At 72.1% G+C, this 15,840-nt stretch carries 16 protein-coding genes; 8 read left to right on the top strand and 8 right to left on the bottom strand.

Features of this window, described 5'->3' with window-relative positions:
* Positions 1-16: 16 nt before the first annotated feature.
* The gene (locus H5965_RS41740; RefSeq protein ID WP_310976693.1) at positions 17-934 is read right to left on the bottom strand and encodes a GNAT family N-acetyltransferase; all 918 of its coding nucleotides are present in this window, start codon (positions 932-934) and stop codon (positions 17-19) included.
* Positions 931-1,782 (bottom strand): class I SAM-dependent methyltransferase, encoded by an 852-nt coding sequence (locus H5965_RS41735; protein WP_310976823.1) that lies wholly within the window; start codon positions 1,780-1,782, stop codon positions 931-933. The genes H5965_RS41740 and H5965_RS41735 overlap by 4 nt, the downstream gene beginning before the upstream one ends.
* Positions 1,783-2,100: 318 nt before the next feature.
* On the opposite strand from H5965_RS41735, the gene rpsA reads away from it, so the two are divergent.
* On the top strand, positions 2,101-3,600 hold the full coding sequence (gene rpsA / locus H5965_RS41730) for a 30S ribosomal protein S1 (protein WP_003098851.1): 1,500 nt from the start codon (positions 2,101-2,103) through the stop codon (positions 3,598-3,600).
* Between the two features lie 442 nt (positions 3,601-4,042).
* Here rpsA and H5965_RS41725 read toward each other — a convergent pair whose 3' ends face one another.
* Complete coding sequence (locus H5965_RS41725) at positions 4,043-4,654, bottom strand: TetR/AcrR family transcriptional regulator (RefSeq protein ID WP_310976818.1); 612 nt, start codon at positions 4,652-4,654, stop codon at positions 4,043-4,045.
* A gap of 165 nt (positions 4,655-4,819) precedes the next feature.
* Here H5965_RS41725 and H5965_RS41720 point away from each other — a divergent pair, with 165 nt between their 5' ends.
* Entirely contained in the window at positions 4,820-5,269 is a 450-nt protein-coding gene (locus H5965_RS41720; protein WP_310976692.1) for an OsmC family protein, read from the top strand.
* Positions 5,270-5,306: 37 nt separating this feature from the next.
* Here the strand turns inward: H5965_RS41720 and H5965_RS41715 are convergent, their stop codons facing one another.
* Positions 5,307-5,555 (bottom strand): hypothetical protein, encoded by a 249-nt coding sequence (locus H5965_RS41715; RefSeq protein ID WP_310976691.1) that lies wholly within the window; start codon positions 5,553-5,555, stop codon positions 5,307-5,309.
* A 122-nt stretch (positions 5,556-5,677) separates the two neighbouring features.
* Here H5965_RS41715 and coaE point away from each other — a divergent pair, with 122 nt between their 5' ends.
* Complete coding sequence (coaE, locus tag H5965_RS41710; protein ID WP_310976689.1) at positions 5,678-6,862, top strand: dephospho-CoA kinase; 1,185 nt, start codon at positions 5,678-5,680, stop codon at positions 6,860-6,862.
* Here coaE and H5965_RS41705 read toward each other — a convergent pair.
* Both H5965_RS41705 and H5965_RS41700 read right to left on the bottom strand, forming a co-directional pair.
* The gene (locus H5965_RS41705; RefSeq protein ID WP_310976688.1) at positions 6,859-8,367 is read right to left on the bottom strand and encodes a glycosyltransferase family 39 protein; all 1,509 of its coding nucleotides are present in this window, start codon (positions 8,365-8,367) and stop codon (positions 6,859-6,861) included. The genes coaE and H5965_RS41705 overlap by 4 nt on opposite strands.
* 66 nt (positions 8,368-8,433) lie before the next feature.
* The gene (locus H5965_RS41700; protein ID WP_310976686.1) at positions 8,434-8,952 is read right to left on the bottom strand and encodes a DUF402 domain-containing protein; all 519 of its coding nucleotides are present in this window, start codon (positions 8,950-8,952) and stop codon (positions 8,434-8,436) included.
* Between the two features lie 105 nt (positions 8,953-9,057).
* On the opposite strand from H5965_RS41700, the gene H5965_RS41695 reads away from it, so the two are divergent.
* Genes H5965_RS41695 through H5965_RS41675 form a run of 5 tightly spaced genes read left to right on the top strand, consistent with a single transcriptional unit; the run spans position 9,058 to position 13,993 of the window.
* Positions 9,058-10,605: a DUF5685 family protein gene (locus tag H5965_RS41695; RefSeq protein ID WP_310976684.1), complete on the top strand. Its 1,548-nt coding sequence runs from the start codon at positions 9,058-9,060 to the stop codon at positions 10,603-10,605.
* 10 nt (positions 10,606-10,615) lie between these two features.
* The gene (locus H5965_RS41690; protein ID WP_310976682.1) at positions 10,616-11,227 is read left to right on the top strand and encodes a carboxymuconolactone decarboxylase family protein; all 612 of its coding nucleotides are present in this window, start codon (positions 10,616-10,618) and stop codon (positions 11,225-11,227) included.
* Between the two features lie 46 nt (positions 11,228-11,273).
* Positions 11,274-13,430: an excinuclease ABC subunit UvrB gene (uvrB, locus tag H5965_RS41685; protein WP_310976681.1), complete on the top strand. Its 2,157-nt coding sequence runs from the start codon at positions 11,274-11,276 to the stop codon at positions 13,428-13,430.
* Positions 13,431-13,443: 13 nt separating this feature from the next.
* Positions 13,444-13,641, top strand: a complete 198-nt coding sequence (locus H5965_RS41680; RefSeq protein WP_310976680.1) for a type II toxin-antitoxin system VapB family antitoxin — start codon at positions 13,444-13,446, stop codon at positions 13,639-13,641.
* Between the two features lie 4 nt (positions 13,642-13,645).
* Complete coding sequence (locus H5965_RS41675) at positions 13,646-13,993, top strand: MmcQ/YjbR family DNA-binding protein (RefSeq protein WP_310976679.1); 348 nt, start codon at positions 13,646-13,648, stop codon at positions 13,991-13,993.
* Position 13,994: 1 nt separating this feature from the next.
* On the opposite strand, the gene H5965_RS41670 is transcribed toward H5965_RS41675, so the two are convergent.
* A complete protein-coding gene (locus H5965_RS41670; RefSeq protein WP_310976678.1) occupies positions 13,995-14,384 on the bottom strand; it encodes a VOC family protein in 390 nt (129 codons plus the stop codon).
* A gap of 60 nt (positions 14,385-14,444) precedes the next feature.
* A complete protein-coding gene (locus H5965_RS41665) occupies positions 14,445-15,830 on the bottom strand; it encodes a S28 family serine protease (protein WP_310976677.1) in 1,386 nt (461 codons plus the stop codon).
* Positions 15,831-15,840: the final 10 nt, after the last annotated feature.

The raw sequence follows: 15,840 nt of genomic DNA, 5'->3' as shown, positions 1-15,840 counted from the left end.
CCCTCGGCGAGTGCGGTCAGGACCAGGCGGGACGCCGGAGCCACATGGTCCACAGAGGACGATAACCCTGCCGGTGCCAGAACACCGGCGAAAGCGGATTCGCCGGATGGTAGAACAGGAACGTCCCGCGCACGTCGTGTTCCAGCAACGCCCGGTGCGCCACCGCCATGAGCGCCCGGCCGACCCCGCCACCGCGCGCCGCGGGCGCGACCGACAGCGTGTCGACGTACCCCCAGCGGCCGGGGAGCAGCCGTCCGTGGACGGAGTTGCCCGGCGTGGCCGAGACCAGCGCGCAGGAGGCCAGGCCGGCCGGCACCCCGCCGTCCTCCTCGGCCAGCCAGACCAGTCCGCCGAACCGCAGCGAGCGGACGACTTCGGCGCGCAGCAGCGCCCGGGCCCCCGGCCGCGCCACCGCGGTGCCGACCAGCGAGGTGTAGCGCCACTCGGCGAGCCGCAGCTCGGTCAGCGCGTCGACGTCGCCTTCCCCGGCGCGGCGGACGCTCACCGGTGCCGCCCCGGGGCCGTCGGGCGGCTCGGCGGACCGCACGGCCAGGCACGTCATCGGCGCGAACCCGTGCGCCAGGAGCACCGCGGACGCTTCGGCGTCGCGGCTCGGCCAGGTGAGCGAGCAGGCCGAGTCCGGGCCGGCCGGCGTCCCGCGCAGCTTCTCCCGCCACGCGCCCAGCAGCGCGGCGAGCCCCGCGGCGCCGCTGTCGCCCGGCACCGCGGTCAGGTCGCGGATGTCCGACGGCCCCCACAGCGAGGGCCAGGACCCCGGCGCGTGCACGACCTGCGTCAGCAGGCCGCCCGCCTTGCGGCCGCCGACCGTCACGACGAGGGGCTCGTTCGACGGCGACGGCGGGGCCGCGATCGGCGGGAGCAGCGGGTCCAGCGCGGCGAACCGCGCGTTCTGCTGCTCCTCGAGGGTGGTCACGAGCGGTGCGTGCGGAAGATCGCCGTGCCGGGGAAGAGCTTGCCGCGCAGCGGGCTCCACTGGCCCCACACCCGCGTGTGCCCGGCCGGCCACTCGGGCTCGACCAGGTCGGTCAGCGTGAACCCGGCCCCGGCCAGCGCGCGCACGTAGTCGCCGAGCGTGTGGTGGTACTCGACGTAGGTGGCGGTGCCCTCGTCGTCGACCTCGACGTAGGGCGTGCGGTCGAAGTACGGCTGGGTGACGGTGAGCCCCTGCGGGCCCGGGTCGTCGGGGAAGATCCACCGCATCGGGTGGGTCACCGAGAACACCCACGGCGCGCCCGGCCGCAGCACCCGGTGGACTTCGGCGAAGACCGCGTCCACCGACGCGACGAAGGGGATCGCGCCGAAGGCCGAGCAGGCGGCGTCGAAGCTGCCCGAGGCCAGCGGCAGGTGTTCGGCGTTGGCCTGCACCAGGGGGACGGCCAGGCCGGTGCGCGCGTTGCCGTCGCGGGCGTGGCGCAGCATGCCGGCCGAGAGGTCGGTCGCCACGGCGTGCGCGCCCTCGGCGGCCAGCCAGCGCGCGCAGGCGGCCTGCCCGCAGCCGACCTCCAGCACGCGCTTGCCCCGGATGTCGCCGAGCAGCCGGGCCTCGGCCTCCCGGACGCCCTCCGGGCACCAGACGAAGTCGGCGTCGCCGAGGAAGCCGCCGTGCTCGGCCTGGTAGTCGTCGGCGTCGGCGTCCCACCAGGCGAGGTTGGCCGCGGCCGCTTCGGCGCCGCCGACCTCGCGGTAGGCGACCGCCGTGGTGCCCAGCCGGTGCTCGGCGGCGTCGTGGCGTCCCGGCGCGGGCGCCTGCTCCGGTGGCATGATGGTGTCTCCGGTCCCGGTGGCCGCGAGCGGCTCCACCTGCGTCCTCGTGCGTGCGGTTTGCTTCCGCGAGGACCTTAGCGAGCCAGGGGGACCCTGATTGTGCCGCCTAGCGGCTGCCGCGTAGGATAAGTGTTAGCGCAGTGGGTTCGCGCTGCCTTCCGCTCAGCTTCTGGTTGGGACTCGGGTCGCGCACCGTATGCGGGGTCATGCCGCGGTCGTTCACTGGTGGACGTTTGCTTGCAGGGTCGTCGTATGCCGCCCATCGCGCCGACAACTGCCAACCCTCGATTCCCATCCACCGGAGCAACCCGCCTAATGACCACCGACACCGCCACCGCCCCGACCGCCCCCACCGGGCCCCAGCAGGTCGCCATCAACGACATCGGGTCGGAGGAAGACTTCCTCGCGGCGATCGACAAGACGATCAAGTACTTCAACGATGGCGACATCGTCGAAGGCACGATCGTCAAGGTCGACCGCGACGAGGTCCTGCTCGACATCGGCTACAAGACCGAGGGTGTCATCCCCTCGCGTGAGCTCTCCATCAAGCACGATGTCGACCCGGCTGAGGTTGTCACCGTCGGCGATGAGGTCGAAGCCCTGGTTCTCCAGAAGGAGGACAAGGAAGGCCGTCTGATCCTGTCCAAGAAGCGCGCGCAGTACGAGCGCGCCTGGGGCACGATCGAGGAGCTCAAGGAGAAGGACGAGCCCGTCAAGGGCACCGTCATCGAGGTCGTCAAGGGCGGCCTCATCCTGGACATCGGCCTGCGCGGCTTCCTCCCCGCGTCGCTGGTCGAAATGCGCCGCGTGCGCGACCTGCAGCCGTACGTCGGCCGCGAGCTCGAGGCGAAGATCATCGAGCTGGACAAGAACCGCAACAACGTGGTCCTGTCCCGCCGCGCCTACCTGGAGCAGACCCAGTCCGAGGTGCGCAGCGAGTTCCTCAACGCGCTCGCCAAGGGCCAGGTCCGCAAGGGCGTCGTGTCGTCCATCGTCAACTTCGGTGCCTTCGTGGACCTGGGTGGCGTCGACGGCCTGGTGCACGTCTCCGAGCTGTCCTGGAAGCACATCGACCACCCGTCCGAGGTCGTCGAGGTCGGCCAGGAGGTCACGGTCGAGGTCCTGGACGTCGACATGGACCGCGAGCGCGTCTCGCTGTCGCTGAAGGCGACGCAGGAAGACCCGTGGCGCCAGTTCGCCCGCACCCACGCGATCGGCCAGATCGTGCCGGGCAAGGTCACCAAGCTGGTTCCGTTCGGTGCGTTCGTCCGCGTCGAAGAGGGCATCGAGGGCCTGGTCCACATCTCCGAGCTGGCCGAGCGCCACGTCGAGATCCCGGAGCAGGTCGTCCAGGTCAACGGCGACGTCATGGTCAAGGTCATCGACATCGACCTCGAGCGCCGTCGCATCTCGCTGTCGCTGAAGCAGGCGAACGAGGGTGTCACGCCGGACACCGAGTTCGACCCGACCCAGTACGGCATGGCCGCCGAGTACGACGCCGAGGGCAACTACATCTACCCCGAAGGCTTCGACCCGGACACCCAGGAGTGGCAGGAAGGCTTCGACAAGCAGCGTGAGGAGTGGGAGCGCCAGTACGCCGAGGCGCACACTCGTTACGAGGCCCACATGAAGCAGGTCCAGAAGGCCGTCGAGGCGGACGCCGAAGCGGCGGCCGACGCGGCGACCGGCATCGAGGGTGGCGCGGAAAGCTACACCTCGGGTTCGGCCCCGGCCGACTCGAAGAGCAGCGGCGGCACCCTGGCCTCCGACGAGCAGCTCGCGGCGCTCCGCGAGAAGCTCTCCGGCGGTGCGTGAGCACTAGCTCTCTGAGCTGAACGAGAGCCCCCGGTCCCACGTGGACCGGGGGCTCTTCGTCGTTCCGGGGCTCTGCGCCGGCCCCCCGGAGGTCGCGAATGACTCATTCGGGACGTCCCAGGCCGCGAATGAGTCATTCGCGACGCTGCTGCGGGGTCGGTTGCGCCGGCCTCGGCCGGTTCGGTGGTCGCGCGAGCCGGGCCCGCGGCGGTTTCGCGGCTACCTCGGTCTGGTCTCGGGGGCGCAGTGGCAGTCGCTTGCGCGGGTGGGGTCCGCGCCGACCAAGCCGGCCGTCCGCCGAGCAGCCGTACGCCGGCGGCGGTGGCGACGCCGGCCGGTGGTCGCGCGAGCCGGGCCCGCGGCGGTTTCCGCGACGACCTCGGTCCGGTCTCGTCGCCGCGGTGGCAGTCGCTTTCGCGGTGACCAAGCCCGCAGGCGCGGGTCAGTTGCGCAGACCGAGGCCGGTCATCATCGCCGTGACGCCGGCGCGGTACATCTCCTCGTGGGCCTCTTCGGTCGGCGGGATGAACCACTCCGGCAACGGCCGCCGCGAGGCCATCAGCAGTTCCGCTCCCACCAGGCCGTGGATCGCCGTCCACAGCCGATAGGCCGCCGAGCGGGCGTCCGCTCCCGGCGGGCAGACCCGCTGGACCCGGCCGATGAACAGGGTGAACGTCGTCCGCAGCACCGCCGACCGCAGGGCGGGGTCCGGGTCGAACCCCGGCACCGGGCGCTCGAACATCAGCGCGTAGCGCGTCGGGCTCTCGCGGGCGAAGCGCCGGTACTCCAGCGCGAGGTGCAGCAGGTCCGCGACACCGTCCTCACTCGACGGCGGCAGGCCCTCCAGCAGCTCCCGCAGCGAGTCGAAGGTGCGCTCGTACAGGGCGTCGAGCAGGCCCGCGCGGCCGCCGAACCGGGCGTAGACCGACAGCGTCGACGCGCCGGCCGCCTCCGCCACCCCGCGGACGGTCAGCCCGGGGACCCCGCGGTCCACGAGCACCGACAACGCCGCGTCGAGGTAGCGCTCGCGACCGCCCTGATCGGCCGGGCGCATCGGCAAGTGCCTGGTAGCCACGGCGCACCCCCTTTGCGGCAGCCGGGCGCAGGGCGGCGTCCGGGTGACCCACCCGCAGCAGAAGATACGATATCCGCCGCGTCTTGGGAATGCGCCGGATGTCCGGATCGGCCGCTCCCCGCGACCCGAGAGGATTTCACGCGGATGGACCACCCCGAGCCCGGCACGGTCGTCGTCACCGCGAGCGGCGACGGCACCTACACCCAGCAGGTCGTCACGGCGGGCCACACGCTGCTCGTCGACGAACCGGTCGCCGTGGGCGGCGCCGACGCCGGCCCGAACCCGTACGAGCTGCTGCTCGCGTCGCTGGGCTCGTGCACGGCGATCACGCTGCGGATGTACGCCGACCGCAAGGGCATCCCGCTGACCAGGGCGACCGTCCGGCTGCGGCACGACCGGATCCACGCCGAAGACTGCGCGCGCTGCGAAACCGAGCGCGGCCTGCTCAGCCGGATCAGCCGCGAGATCGAGCTCGAAGGCGACCTCGACGCCGAGCAGCGCGCCAAGCTCATGCTGATCGCCGACAAGTGCCCGGTGCACCGGACGCTGTCCTCGGAGATCGTGATCGAGACGCGGGAAGCCACCGGCTTTTAGGGGGTCCGGGTGGCGAAGCCTCGGTTGTCGCGACTCGTCAGGCGGCGCGCACGGTCACCGTGGCCGGCCGGGCCGGGCTGACCGACGGCACCCAGATCCGCTCGAGCGCCGCGGCGCGGGCCTTGCGGCGCAGGCCGGCGAAGCTGTGCTTGGCCGGCACCAGCAGCGTGCTCAGCCAGGTCCGCCGGTAGTCCGCCAGTGCCACGGCCACCGAGAGGTGGACGAGGCAGTGCACCAGCCCCGGCGTGCCGAGCCGGTGCTTCCCGACGTGCTTGCTGACCGCCATCGTTCCTCCGCGTGGGCGACGCTCTTGGCGCGCACCGTACGCACTGCGGCGCGGTGAGGTGGGTAAGCAACACGGCGTGTCCGGATATCGGTTGAGTCACGCGCCTGACTAGGGTGATCGGCATGTTGCGTGTGGGGTTGACGGGTGGGATCGGGGCCGGGAAGTCGACGGTGGCGAACAGGCTCGCCGAACACGGCGCGGTGCTGGTGGACTCCGACAAGATCGCCCGCGAGGTCGTCGAACCCGGCACCGAGGGGCTCGACCGGCTGGTCGCGGAGTTCGGGTCCGACATCCTGGCCGCGGACGGCTCGCTCGACCGGCCCGTGCTCGCCGCGAAGGCGTTCGCCGACGACGAGTCGCGGCACCGGCTGAACGCGATCGTGCACCCGCTGGTCGGCGCGCGCACCGGCGAGCTGATGGCGGCCGCGAAGCCGGACGCGATCATCGTCCACGACATCCCGCTGCTGGTCGAAAACGGCCTCGCGACCGCGTACCACCTGGTCGTGGTCGTCGACGCGCCGGTCGAGGTGCGGGTGCGGCGGCTGGTGTCGGCGCGCGGGATGGCCGAGGAGGACGCGCGGGCGCGGATCCGGGCGCAGGCGAGCACCGAGCAGCGCCGTGCCGTCGCGGACGTCTGGCTGGACAACGGCGGCGCCGAAGACACCGTGCTCGCCGAGGTGGACGCGCTGTGGGCGGATCGGCTGGTGCCCTTCGAGGCGAACCTCCGGCTGCGGCGGCCGCGGCCGCCGGCGTCACCGAAGATCGCCGAATACGACCTCACCTGGCCGGCGCAGGCCGAGAAGGTGCTGGCGCGGGTCCGCGCCGTGGCGGGGGAGCTGGCCCGCCGCGCCGACCACATCGGGTCGACGGCCGTGCCGGGCCTGCCCGCCAAGGACATCCTGGACCTGCAGCTCACGGTGTCCACTTTGGACGAGGCGGACACGCTGGGCGGCCTGCTGGCCGACGCCGGCTTCCCGCGCCTCGAAGGCGATTGGTACGACGACGCCGTGGACGGCGCCGGGACGTGGCCCAAGCGCCTGCACGTCGGCGCCGACCCGAAGCGGCCGGTGAACCTGCACGTCCGGTCGGTGGAGACGCCGGCGTGGCGGCTCGCCCTGCTCTTCCGCGACTTCCTGCGCGCGAACCCGGACGAGCGCGACGACTACCGCGACGTGAAGCTGCGGCTGGCCGAGGCGCACGCCGCCGACGGCAACGTCGCCGCCTACGCCGAGGAAAAGCAGGAGTGGGTCAACGGCGTGTTCGCCCGCGCCGAGAAGTGGGCCGCGGCCACCGGCTGGACGCTCTAAGCGCGCATGTCCTTGAGCTGCGGCCAGATTTCGGCCCAGCCCCCGCTCCGGCCGGTCAGCAGCCAGACGGGCATGTGCTCGCTGGCGTTGCGGACCCCGAGCCGGTTGCCGACCTGCCCGACGATCCGCGCGTCGCCGAAGTGCTTCGCGATCTTCGACGGGTCGTAACCGACGAAGAGCACGTTGCGGGTGTCGTCGGCGGGACGGCCGAAGTACCAGAAACCCCGGCTGGCGCTGGAAGCCTGGGGCAGGCCGCGCTCGGGCCCGTAGCGGTCGAGCGCGCCCGCCTGCCAGTACCCGCCGGTGACGATCGCCGTGTCCGGCGGCGCCGTCCGGTACAACGCGGCGACGTCGGCGGCGAGGTCCGGCCAGCCGATCTCTTCGGCCGCGTAGGCGGGCCGCGGCGCGCCCGGGTGCTCTACGAGCCAGTGCGCCGGCCAGACCGGGAGCGTGAACGGCAGGCTGAAGAGGGCGGACACGACGAAGACCGGCCAGGCCGGCACCCACCGCCACCACCGCGCCGGCTCCCGCGCTTCGAGGTGGACGGCGGCGGCCGCCCACAGCACGCCGAACATCCCGGCGGCGTAGTAGTACCGCCCGTTGGCGGCCAGGAAGACCGCGACGACCCCCAGCGCCGTCCAGCCGAGGAACCGGTAGGGCCGCAGCTGCTTGCTCGCCACCAGCACGACGACGCCGTAGAGGACGCCGAGCGCGCCGATCACCCAGCCGGCGCCGGCCAGCAGGTCCGGGACGAAGCTCGCACGGCCGCCCGCGGCGTCGACCTCGGCGCCGACGGCGTCGCCCATGCCGAGCTGCGGCCAGCCGTTCGCGCGCTGCCAGAGCAGCGTCGGCACCAGGGAGCCGGCGGCGATCAGCGCCCCGAGCCAGAGCTTCGGGCGGCGTAGCAGGTCACGCGGCCCGAACACGAGCACCGCGAGCCCGGCCACCACCCAGAACGCGGCGATGAGCAGCTTGCCGTTGAGCGCCACCGCCGTCACGACGCCGAGCCAGACCAGCAGGGTGTCGTGGCGGGTGCGGACCCAGCGGACCAGCAGCCACAGCACGAGCGTCCACAGCAGCGGATCGATCGTCGACGTCGCGAGGTAGTGGCCGCTGCCGACGAACTGCCCGCAGATCGCGTACGCGGCCGCGGCGCGGGCCTGGGCCTTGCGCTGCCCGCCGAGCTCCCGGGCGATCAGCGCGGTGACGACCACACCGGCCGCCGTCGCGGCGATCGCGGGCAGCCGGAAGACCACGAGCGAGCCGGGAGCGAGCGTGTCCATCGCCCGGGCGAGGGCGGGCACGAGCGGCGGCTGGTCGGCGTAACCCCAGGCCAGGTGCCGGCCGGCGGCCAGGAAGTACAGCTCGTCGCCGAAGTAGCCGTAGCGGCCGGCGGTGAGCAGCAGCGCGGTGGCCGTGCCCGCCGCGAGCAGCAGGACCGGGAGCCGGGCGAACGGGGCGAGCTCGGCTTCGGCCTGGTCGGGGGCCGTGGCCACGGCGTCCATCGTGCTCCTGTTCCTCGTCGGCGCCGGTCTTCCCGCACCCTACGTGCGGGTCCGGCGCCGCCGGGGTCAGGGGTGACGCCGCCAGGTCGGCGCGATGTCGAGGGTCGCCAGCCAGGCGGCGAGGTCGTAGCCGTGCGCGGCCAGCCCCTCGACGGCGGTGTAGGTGGTCTTCAGCGCGTACTCGGCCTCTTCGGCGGTGACCAGGCCGGCCTCGAGGGCCTCCAGGAGCTCGTCGGTGTCGATGACCCGCAGGGAGAGCTTGTCCTTGAGCACGATGTCGACGTAGAGGTCGGTGGCGACCCAGCGCGGGCCGTCGCGGTGGACGCGGACGACGTCGAGGTAGAAGTCCTGGTCGCGTTCATGGCCGGGGGAGAACCAGAAGTCCGTGAAGCGCAGGCCCAGCGTGGGCACCAGCCACGACTCGAGGTAGTGGAACTGGGCGCGGCCCGGCGTCGGGCGCGCGAGGTAGAGACCGAACGGCTCTTCGCGGAACTCCTCGACCTCCCGCCGGATGCCCTTCGGGTCGATGTTCGCGCGCGCGGCGGGGTCGAAGACCTCGACCTTCGGGGGGTGCAGTGCGGCCATGCGGGTCATCCTGCCGGGCCGGTCACGAAACGCGAACCCCCGCCCCGGGCGTCACGCATTCGGGCTAAGGTGCGCCGAGCTTCCGGGGAACGAGGGGGACTGGGGATGTTCGGGATCATCAGACCGTGCCGGCACCGGCTGGCCGAAGGCCTGCACGCGGACTGGATGGCGCACCTGTGCGGCCTGTGCCTCACGCTGCGCGACGAGCACGGCCAGTTCGCCCGGGTGGTCACCAACTACGACGGGTTGATCATCTCGGTGCTGGTCGAGGCCCAGACCCCGCGAGCGGACGGCCGCCGCGAGGCGGGCCCCTGCCCCCTGCGGGGGATGCGGACGGCCTCGGTGGCCCGCGGCGAGGGAGCCCAGCTGGCGGCGGCGGTGTCGCTGGTCCTGGCGGCGGCCAAGGTCGGCGACCACGTCGAGGACGGCGACGGCGCGTACGGAAGGCGCCCGGTCGCGGCGGCGGCCCGCCGGGTCGCGGCCCGCTGGACCGCACAGGGCCGTCGCACGGGCGGCCGGGTGGGGTTCGACACGACGGTGCTGACGGAGGCGGTCGAAGGACAGGGCTCGCTGGAGTCCTCGGTCCGGCTGGGTGACTCGCCGCTGCTGGCGACCGAACCGGCGGAGAGGGCCACGGCGGCGGCGTTCGCGCGCACGGCGGAGCTGGCGGGCAAGCCGGCGAACGTGGCATCGCTGGCCGAGGCGGGCCGGCTGTTCGGCCGGGTGGCGCACCTGCTGGACGCGGTCGAAGACTACGAATCGGACGCGGCGGCGGGGGTGTGGAACCCGTTGACGGTCACGGGGACGGGGCCGGAGGAAGCCCGTCGGCTGTGCGACGACGCGGTGCTGGGGGTGGAGCTGGCGTTGCGCGAGGTGGAGTTCGCGCAGCCGGCGCTGGTGCACGCGTTGCTGGTGCACGAGCTGAGGCAAGCGGTGCGAAGGACTTTCGGCCACGGCTCGTCCTTGCGGCATTCTCCATCGGCAGGCGAGTGCGCCACGCTGGAGCACGGCTCCGCGGCGGTCGGGCAGCAACCACCGCCCGGGTGGATCGGGCCCGGACCCACCCCGCAGCAGCACCCGCACCAGCAGCCGCCGGGCTGGATCGGGCCCGGGCCGACCCCGCAGCAGCACCCGCACCAGGTCCCGCCCGGCTGGGGCTCACCGCAGCCGCACGGATTTCCGCCGCCGGGCCCGGTCCCGCCGCCGGGCGCCCCCGGCGGACGCGGCCCAGGAGGCCCGAACGGCCCCGGCGGTCCGGGAGGCCGCGGCCCAGGTGGCCCAGGCGGCCCCGGCGGCCCCGGTGGCCCGGGTGGACCCGGTGGCCCAGGGGGACCCGGTGGCCCAGGGGGACCCGGTGGCCCGAACGATCCCGGCGGCCCGGGAGGCCCCAAGGACCCCGGCGGCCCCGGCAAGCGCGACAAACCCGAGTTCCACGACGGCAAGGGCGGCGGCCTCTGGTACCCGAAATTCGCCGTCCCGCCGAAGAAGCGCAACGCCTTCCTCGGCTGCGCCCTCATCCCCTACATGTGCTGCACCTGCCAATTCTGCTGCCGCGATCCCTATCCTGGCCCCTGGAGCGGCAAACCCGTCGACGCCTGGGGATGCGACTGCGACTGCTGCGACTGTTGTTCCTGCTGTGACTGCGGTTGCTGAAGGGGAGACCATGACCGACCCGATGGCCCAGCTCCACGACCAGGGCCGCGAGAACTTCGCCGGGCTCGTCGAAGGCGGGAAGGCCCGCCTCGACGCGCTCTTCGCGACCGTCCCGGCGCTGGGTGAACTGGCCGTCGGCACCGTCTACGGCCACCTGCACGAACGGCCCGCCCTCGACGCCCGCACCCGCGAGGCCGCCACGCTCGCCGCGATCGTCGCCGCCGGCATGGTCGGCCCGCCGCTGAGCGTGTACCTCCGCACCGGCCTCGCCTCTGGGCTGTCGCCGGCCGAGGTCTGCGAAGTCGTCGTCCAGACCGCCGCCTTCGCGGGCTTCCCCCGCGCCGTTTCCGCCGCCGACCAGCTGAACCGCCTCTTCGAAGGTCACGGCCTGCCGATCCCGCCCCCGCCGTCGCCACGGGAGGTCGTCCTCGCCCACCTCGAGACGCCCGAAGGCGAGGTGGCCGAGGTGCTGGCGGACTTCCCGCGCACCGAGGTCCAGGCGATCGGCCCCGACCGGGTGCTCGTCTCGTGCCACGGCGACGACCCCGTGCCCGGCGCCGTCCTGCACTGCGCCGTCGACGGCCCGGATGTCACGTCGATCACGGTGTTCCGGGCCCGCTGACCAGGCCCGACGGAAATTGTCGGTGGGTCGGCCTACTCTGGTCGACGTGGCTTTCGCAACCGAACACCCCGTCCTCGCCCAGTCCGACTTCCGGCCCGTCTCGGAGATCCCGCGGACCGGCGGCCGGTTCGAGGTGGTCAGTGACTACCAGCCCGCCGGTGACCAGCCGGCGGCCATCGACGAGCTCGAACGCCGGATCAAGGCGGGCGAGAAGGACGTCGTGCTGCTCGGTGCCACCGGCACCGGCAAGTCGGCGACGACGGCGTGGCTGATCGAGCGCGTCCAGCGGCCGACGCTGGTCATGGCGCCGAACAAGACCCTCGCCGCCCAGCTGGCGAACGAGCTGCGCGAACTCTTCCCGCACAACGCGGTCGAGTACTTCGTCAGCTACTACGACTACTACCAGCCCGAGGCGTACATCGCGCAGACGGACACCTACATCGAGAAGGACTCGTCGATCAACGACGACGTCGAGCGGCTGCGGCACTCGGCGACGATGAACCTGCTGTCCCGCCGGGACGTCATCGTGGTCGCCAGTGTCTCCTGCATCTACGGCCTCGGCACGCCGCAGTCGTACCTGGACCGGTCCTCGAAGCTCGCGGTCGGCATGCAGCTCGACCGGGACGTCTTCCTGCGGGCCCTGGTCGACGTCCAGTACACCCGCAACGACATCGCCTTCGCGCGCGGCACGTTCCGCGCGCGGGGTGACACGGTCGAGATCATCCCGGCGTACGAAGAGCTCGCGATCCGCGTCGAGTTCTTCGGCGACGAGGTCGAAAAGCTTTATTACCTGCACCCGCTGACCGGGGACATCGTCAAGGAGGTCGACGAGGTCCGGATCTTCCCGGCCACGCACTACGTCGCCGGCCCGGAGCGGATGGAAAAGGCGATCCAGGGCATCGAGAAGGAGCTCGAGGAGCGGCTCGCCGAGCTGGAGCGGCAGGGCAAGCTGCTGGAGGCCCAGCGGCTGCGGATGCGCACGGCCTACGACATCGAGATGATGCGCCAGGTCGGCTTCTGCTCCGGCATCGAGAACTACTCGCGCCACATCGACGGCCGCGGCCCGGGCTCGGCGCCGGCGACGCTGATCGACTACTTCCCGGACGACTTCCTGCTGGTGATCGACGAGTCGCACCAGACCGTCCCGCAGATCGGCGGCATGTACGAAGGCGACATGTCCCGGAAGCGGAACCTGGTCGAGTACGGCTTCCGGCTGCCGAGCGCGGTGGACAACCGGCCGCTGACCTGGGAGGAGTTCTCCGACCGGATCGGCCAGACGGTGTACCTGTCGGCGACACCGGGGCCGTACGAGATGGGCCAGGCGGGCGGCGAGTTCGTCGAGCAGGTCATCCGGCCGACCGGCCTGGTCGACCCGAAGGTGGTCGTCAAGCCGACCGAGGGCCAGATCGACGACCTGGTGCACGAAATCCGGGAGCGGGCGGACAAGGACGAGCGCGTCCTGGTCACGACGCTGACGAAGAAGATGGCCGAGGACCTCACCGACTACCTGCTGGAGCTGGGCATCCGGGTGCGCTACCTGCACTCGGAGGTCGACACGCTGCGCCGGGTCGAGCTGCTGCGGCAACTGCGGGCGGGCGACTTCGACGTGCTGGTCGGCATCAACCTGCTGCGCGAGGGCCTCGACCTGCCGGAGGTCTCGCTGGTGGCGATCCTCGACGCGGACAAGGAGGGCTTCCTCCGGAGCGGGACGTCGCTGATCCAGACGATCGGCCGCGCGGCGCGAAACGTCTCCGGCGAGGTCCATATGTACGCGGACAAGATCACCGACTCGATGCAGCACGCGATCGAGGAGACGGACCGCCGCCGCGAGAAGCAGGTGGCGTACAACAAGGAACGCGGCGTCGACCCGCAGCCGCTGCGCAAGAAGATCGCGGACATCCTCGACCGCGTGTACAGCGAAGCCGAGGACACCGAGCAGGTCTCGGTGGGCGGCTCGGGCCGCAACTCCTCCCGCGGCAAGAAGCCCGAACAGGGCGACCGGGTCCGCAGCTCGGGCATGCTGGTCGACAAGGACGTGTCGGCGATGCCGCGGGCCCAGCTGGCCGACCTGATCCAGCAGATGACCGACCAGATGATGCAGGCGGCCCGCGACCTCCAGTTCGAGCTGGCGGCCCGTCTGCGTGACGAGATCTCCGACCTGAAGAAGGAGCTGAGGGGCATGGACGCGGCCGGCATCAAATAGCGGGCCCGGGCGGATGAACATCAAGGACCCCGAAACGGAGCGGCTCGCGGCCGAGGTCGCCGAGCTGACCGGGGACACCAAGGCGGGTGCTCTGCGCGCCGCACTGCGCGAGCTGAAGGCGAGGCTGGCCGCCGACCGGGAGCCCGAGATCGGCGCGCCGACCAAGGCGGAGGCGGGGATCGTCCTGCCGATCTCGAGCTGGTCGAGCTGAAACCGTGAACCTCGAAGCCGTCGTCGCCTATTGCCTCGGTAAGCCCGGCGCCGAAGAGACCTACCCCTTCGGCGACCACGTCCTCGTCGCCAAGGTCGGTGGCAAGGGCTTCGCCTTCATCGGCCAGGACCAGCCCGGCAGCGTCGCCGTCAAATGCGGGGCCACCAAGGAAGAAGCCGCCGAGGTCCGCGCTCGCTATCCCGGTGCGGTCAGCGTCATGGACTATCTCGGCCGCTACGGCTGGAACCGCGTCGAGCTCGGCGCCGGAGTGCCCGGCGCCGAGCTCGAAGAGCTGATCGATGCTTCCTACGACGAGGTCGTCCGAAGGCTGCCCAAGGCCAAGCGGCCCTGACTCACTCCGGCGCAGGGGCGTTCTCGTCCGCCTGCAGCAACCCGAACACGTTCCCTTCGGTGTCCTTGCAATACGCCAGCCACCCCACCCCCGGAACCGGGTTCTTCGGCAGCGCCAGCGTCCCGCCGGCCCGGTTGACGTCACCCAGTGCCTCGTCCAGGTTCGCCACGTCGATCGTGTTGACGAAGCCGTGGATCGGGGCCGACGCCTCGGGCGCCGGGCCCTGGCGAGGCAGCAACCCGCCGTCGATCCCGCTGCCTTCGCCGGTGGTGATCACCCAGTAGGGCACCTCACCCCAGCGCTCGAACTTCCAGCCGAACACCGCCGTGTAGAACGCCGCCGCGCGTTCGGGGTCGCTCGCGTGGATCTCGAAGTGGACGGGACGAGGCATGCGCGCCTCCTCAGGCCGGGCCGTCAGGGTGTGGTGAGAGTACGCCCGGCCTGAGGAAAGTTACAGCCGCGTCCGTGGCGTCAGGTCCGCGTCGAAGTCGGGGAAGCCAGCCGGCGCCGAACGCAGCGCCGGCGAGGAAACCGGTGACAGGCCGGCCCAGCGCCGGATCGTCGCCGTTGCCGCCGCCGCCTCGGCCGGGGCCAGCTGGGCGATCTTCGAGCCGTGGTTGCCACCGTGGACGTAGTACCGGTACGAATCGCGGCTGCCGCGGCCCAGCTCGAACGGCTCCGCGCCCCACGGGTCGTTGGACCCGTACACGAACAGCAGACGGGTGCCGTGGGTCTTCACCCAGAAGTCGATGTCCGGCATCGCCGCGTAGTCGAAGCGCGGCAGGCGGATCGACGCCGGCACGAACGTCTTCGGCTGGTCGGCGCCGGGGTAGCGCAGCAGGTCGCGGAGGTAGCCGTCGTACGCCTCGGGCGAGCCCAGCTGCACCGCCGCCTGGTAGTAGTACGGGATGTACGGCGCCAGGTCCTGGTCGGAGTACGTGTTGAGGCTCTCCACCTTCTCGTACCAGGCGTAGACGTCGGCCGCGGGCGCGCCCGGCGGCGGCACCGTCGCGCAGTCCGCCTGCGTCTGGTACTGCCAGAACGCGAAGTACGAGTCGATCACCGAGATCTCGAGGGACTTGTCGGCCGAGCCCACGATCGAGAACGTCAGCCCGCGCTGGGCCGCGTCCGCCGCGGCGATCGCCCCCAGCTCGTCACGCCGCTTCAGCGCGTCGCGCTGGATCGCCTTCAGGGCGTCGCGGCACGCCGGGTCGTTGCCTACGCGGGAGAGGAACCGGTTGTAGACGTCGACCGGGTCGATGACGTCGTTGGGTGCGACGTACGGGATCGTCGCGTCGACGTCGTCGGGGAAGAAGCGGCGGAAGTACGTCGCGGTCATGCCGCCCTTGCTGCCGCCGGTGGCCAGCCACTTGCCCGGGTAGATCGCCTTGAACGCCTGCACCGCGCGGTGCTCGTCCGCCGCGGCCTGCCAGATCGTCAGTTGCTTCGCCCAGTTCTCCGGCTCCGGCCGCGACGGCGTGAAGTAGCGGTACTCCATCGACAGCTGATTGCCGTCGACGATCTGCGTCGGCTCCGAGCGGTTCGGCGACCCGCTGACGTTGTAGCCGCTCGTGAAGGCGACCGTCGGGGCGGCGAAGTCGCGGTGCAGCAACGTGAACCGCTGCTGGAACGTGCCCGCGCCGGGGTGCCGGTGGTCGGCGGGCTGGGTGTAGGTCAGCTTGAAGAACCGGAACCCGGCCGGGGCCGCGTCCTCGGACACGACCGTCAGCCCCGGGATCCGCTGCAGCTGCGCCTTGATGTCCGGCGCCGCCGTGGCCGCCGGCGCCAGGCCGGCCAGCGCCAGCAGGACCGCACCCGCGGTGAAAAGTCTGCGCATCGAGCACCAC

Source organism: Amycolatopsis sp. 505 (assembly GCF_031625235.1).
Classification (GTDB): Bacteria; Actinomycetota; Actinomycetes; order Mycobacteriales; family Pseudonocardiaceae; genus Amycolatopsis.
Note: the sequence above shows the minus strand (reverse complement) of the source record. Positions and strands in the feature narration are given on the sequence as shown.

Coding starts and splice junctions, on each gene's coding strand:
- H5965_RS41735 (WP_310976823.1), bottom strand. CDS start 1,782: ATGCCACCGGAGCAGGCGCCCGCGCCGGGACGCCACGACGCCGCCGAG.
- rpsA (WP_003098851.1), top strand. CDS start 2,101: ATGACCACCGACACCGCCACCGCCCCGACCGCCCCCACCGGGCCCCAG.
- H5965_RS41725 (WP_310976818.1), bottom strand. CDS start 4,654: ATGCGCCCGGCCGATCAGGGCGGTCGCGAGCGCTACCTCGACGCGGCG.
- H5965_RS41720 (WP_310976692.1), top strand. CDS start 4,820: ATGGACCACCCCGAGCCCGGCACGGTCGTCGTCACCGCGAGCGGCGAC.
- H5965_RS41715 (WP_310976691.1), bottom strand. CDS start 5,555: ATGGCGGTCAGCAAGCACGTCGGGAAGCACCGGCTCGGCACGCCGGGG.
- coaE (WP_310976689.1), top strand. CDS start 5,678: ATGTTGCGTGTGGGGTTGACGGGTGGGATCGGGGCCGGGAAGTCGACG.
- H5965_RS41705 (WP_310976688.1), bottom strand. CDS start 8,367: ATGGACGCCGTGGCCACGGCCCCCGACCAGGCCGAAGCCGAGCTCGCC.
- H5965_RS41700 (WP_310976686.1), bottom strand. CDS start 8,952: ATGGCCGCACTGCACCCCCCGAAGGTCGAGGTCTTCGACCCCGCCGCG.
- H5965_RS41695 (WP_310976684.1), top strand. CDS start 9,058: ATGTTCGGGATCATCAGACCGTGCCGGCACCGGCTGGCCGAAGGCCTG.
- H5965_RS41690 (WP_310976682.1), top strand. CDS start 10,616: ATGACCGACCCGATGGCCCAGCTCCACGACCAGGGCCGCGAGAACTTC.
- H5965_RS41680 (WP_310976680.1), top strand. CDS start 13,444: ATGAACATCAAGGACCCCGAAACGGAGCGGCTCGCGGCCGAGGTCGCC.
- H5965_RS41670 (WP_310976678.1), bottom strand. CDS start 14,384: ATGCCTCGTCCCGTCCACTTCGAGATCCACGCGAGCGACCCCGAACGC.
- H5965_RS41665 (WP_310976677.1), bottom strand. CDS start 15,830: ATGCGCAGACTTTTCACCGCGGGTGCGGTCCTGCTGGCGCTGGCCGGC.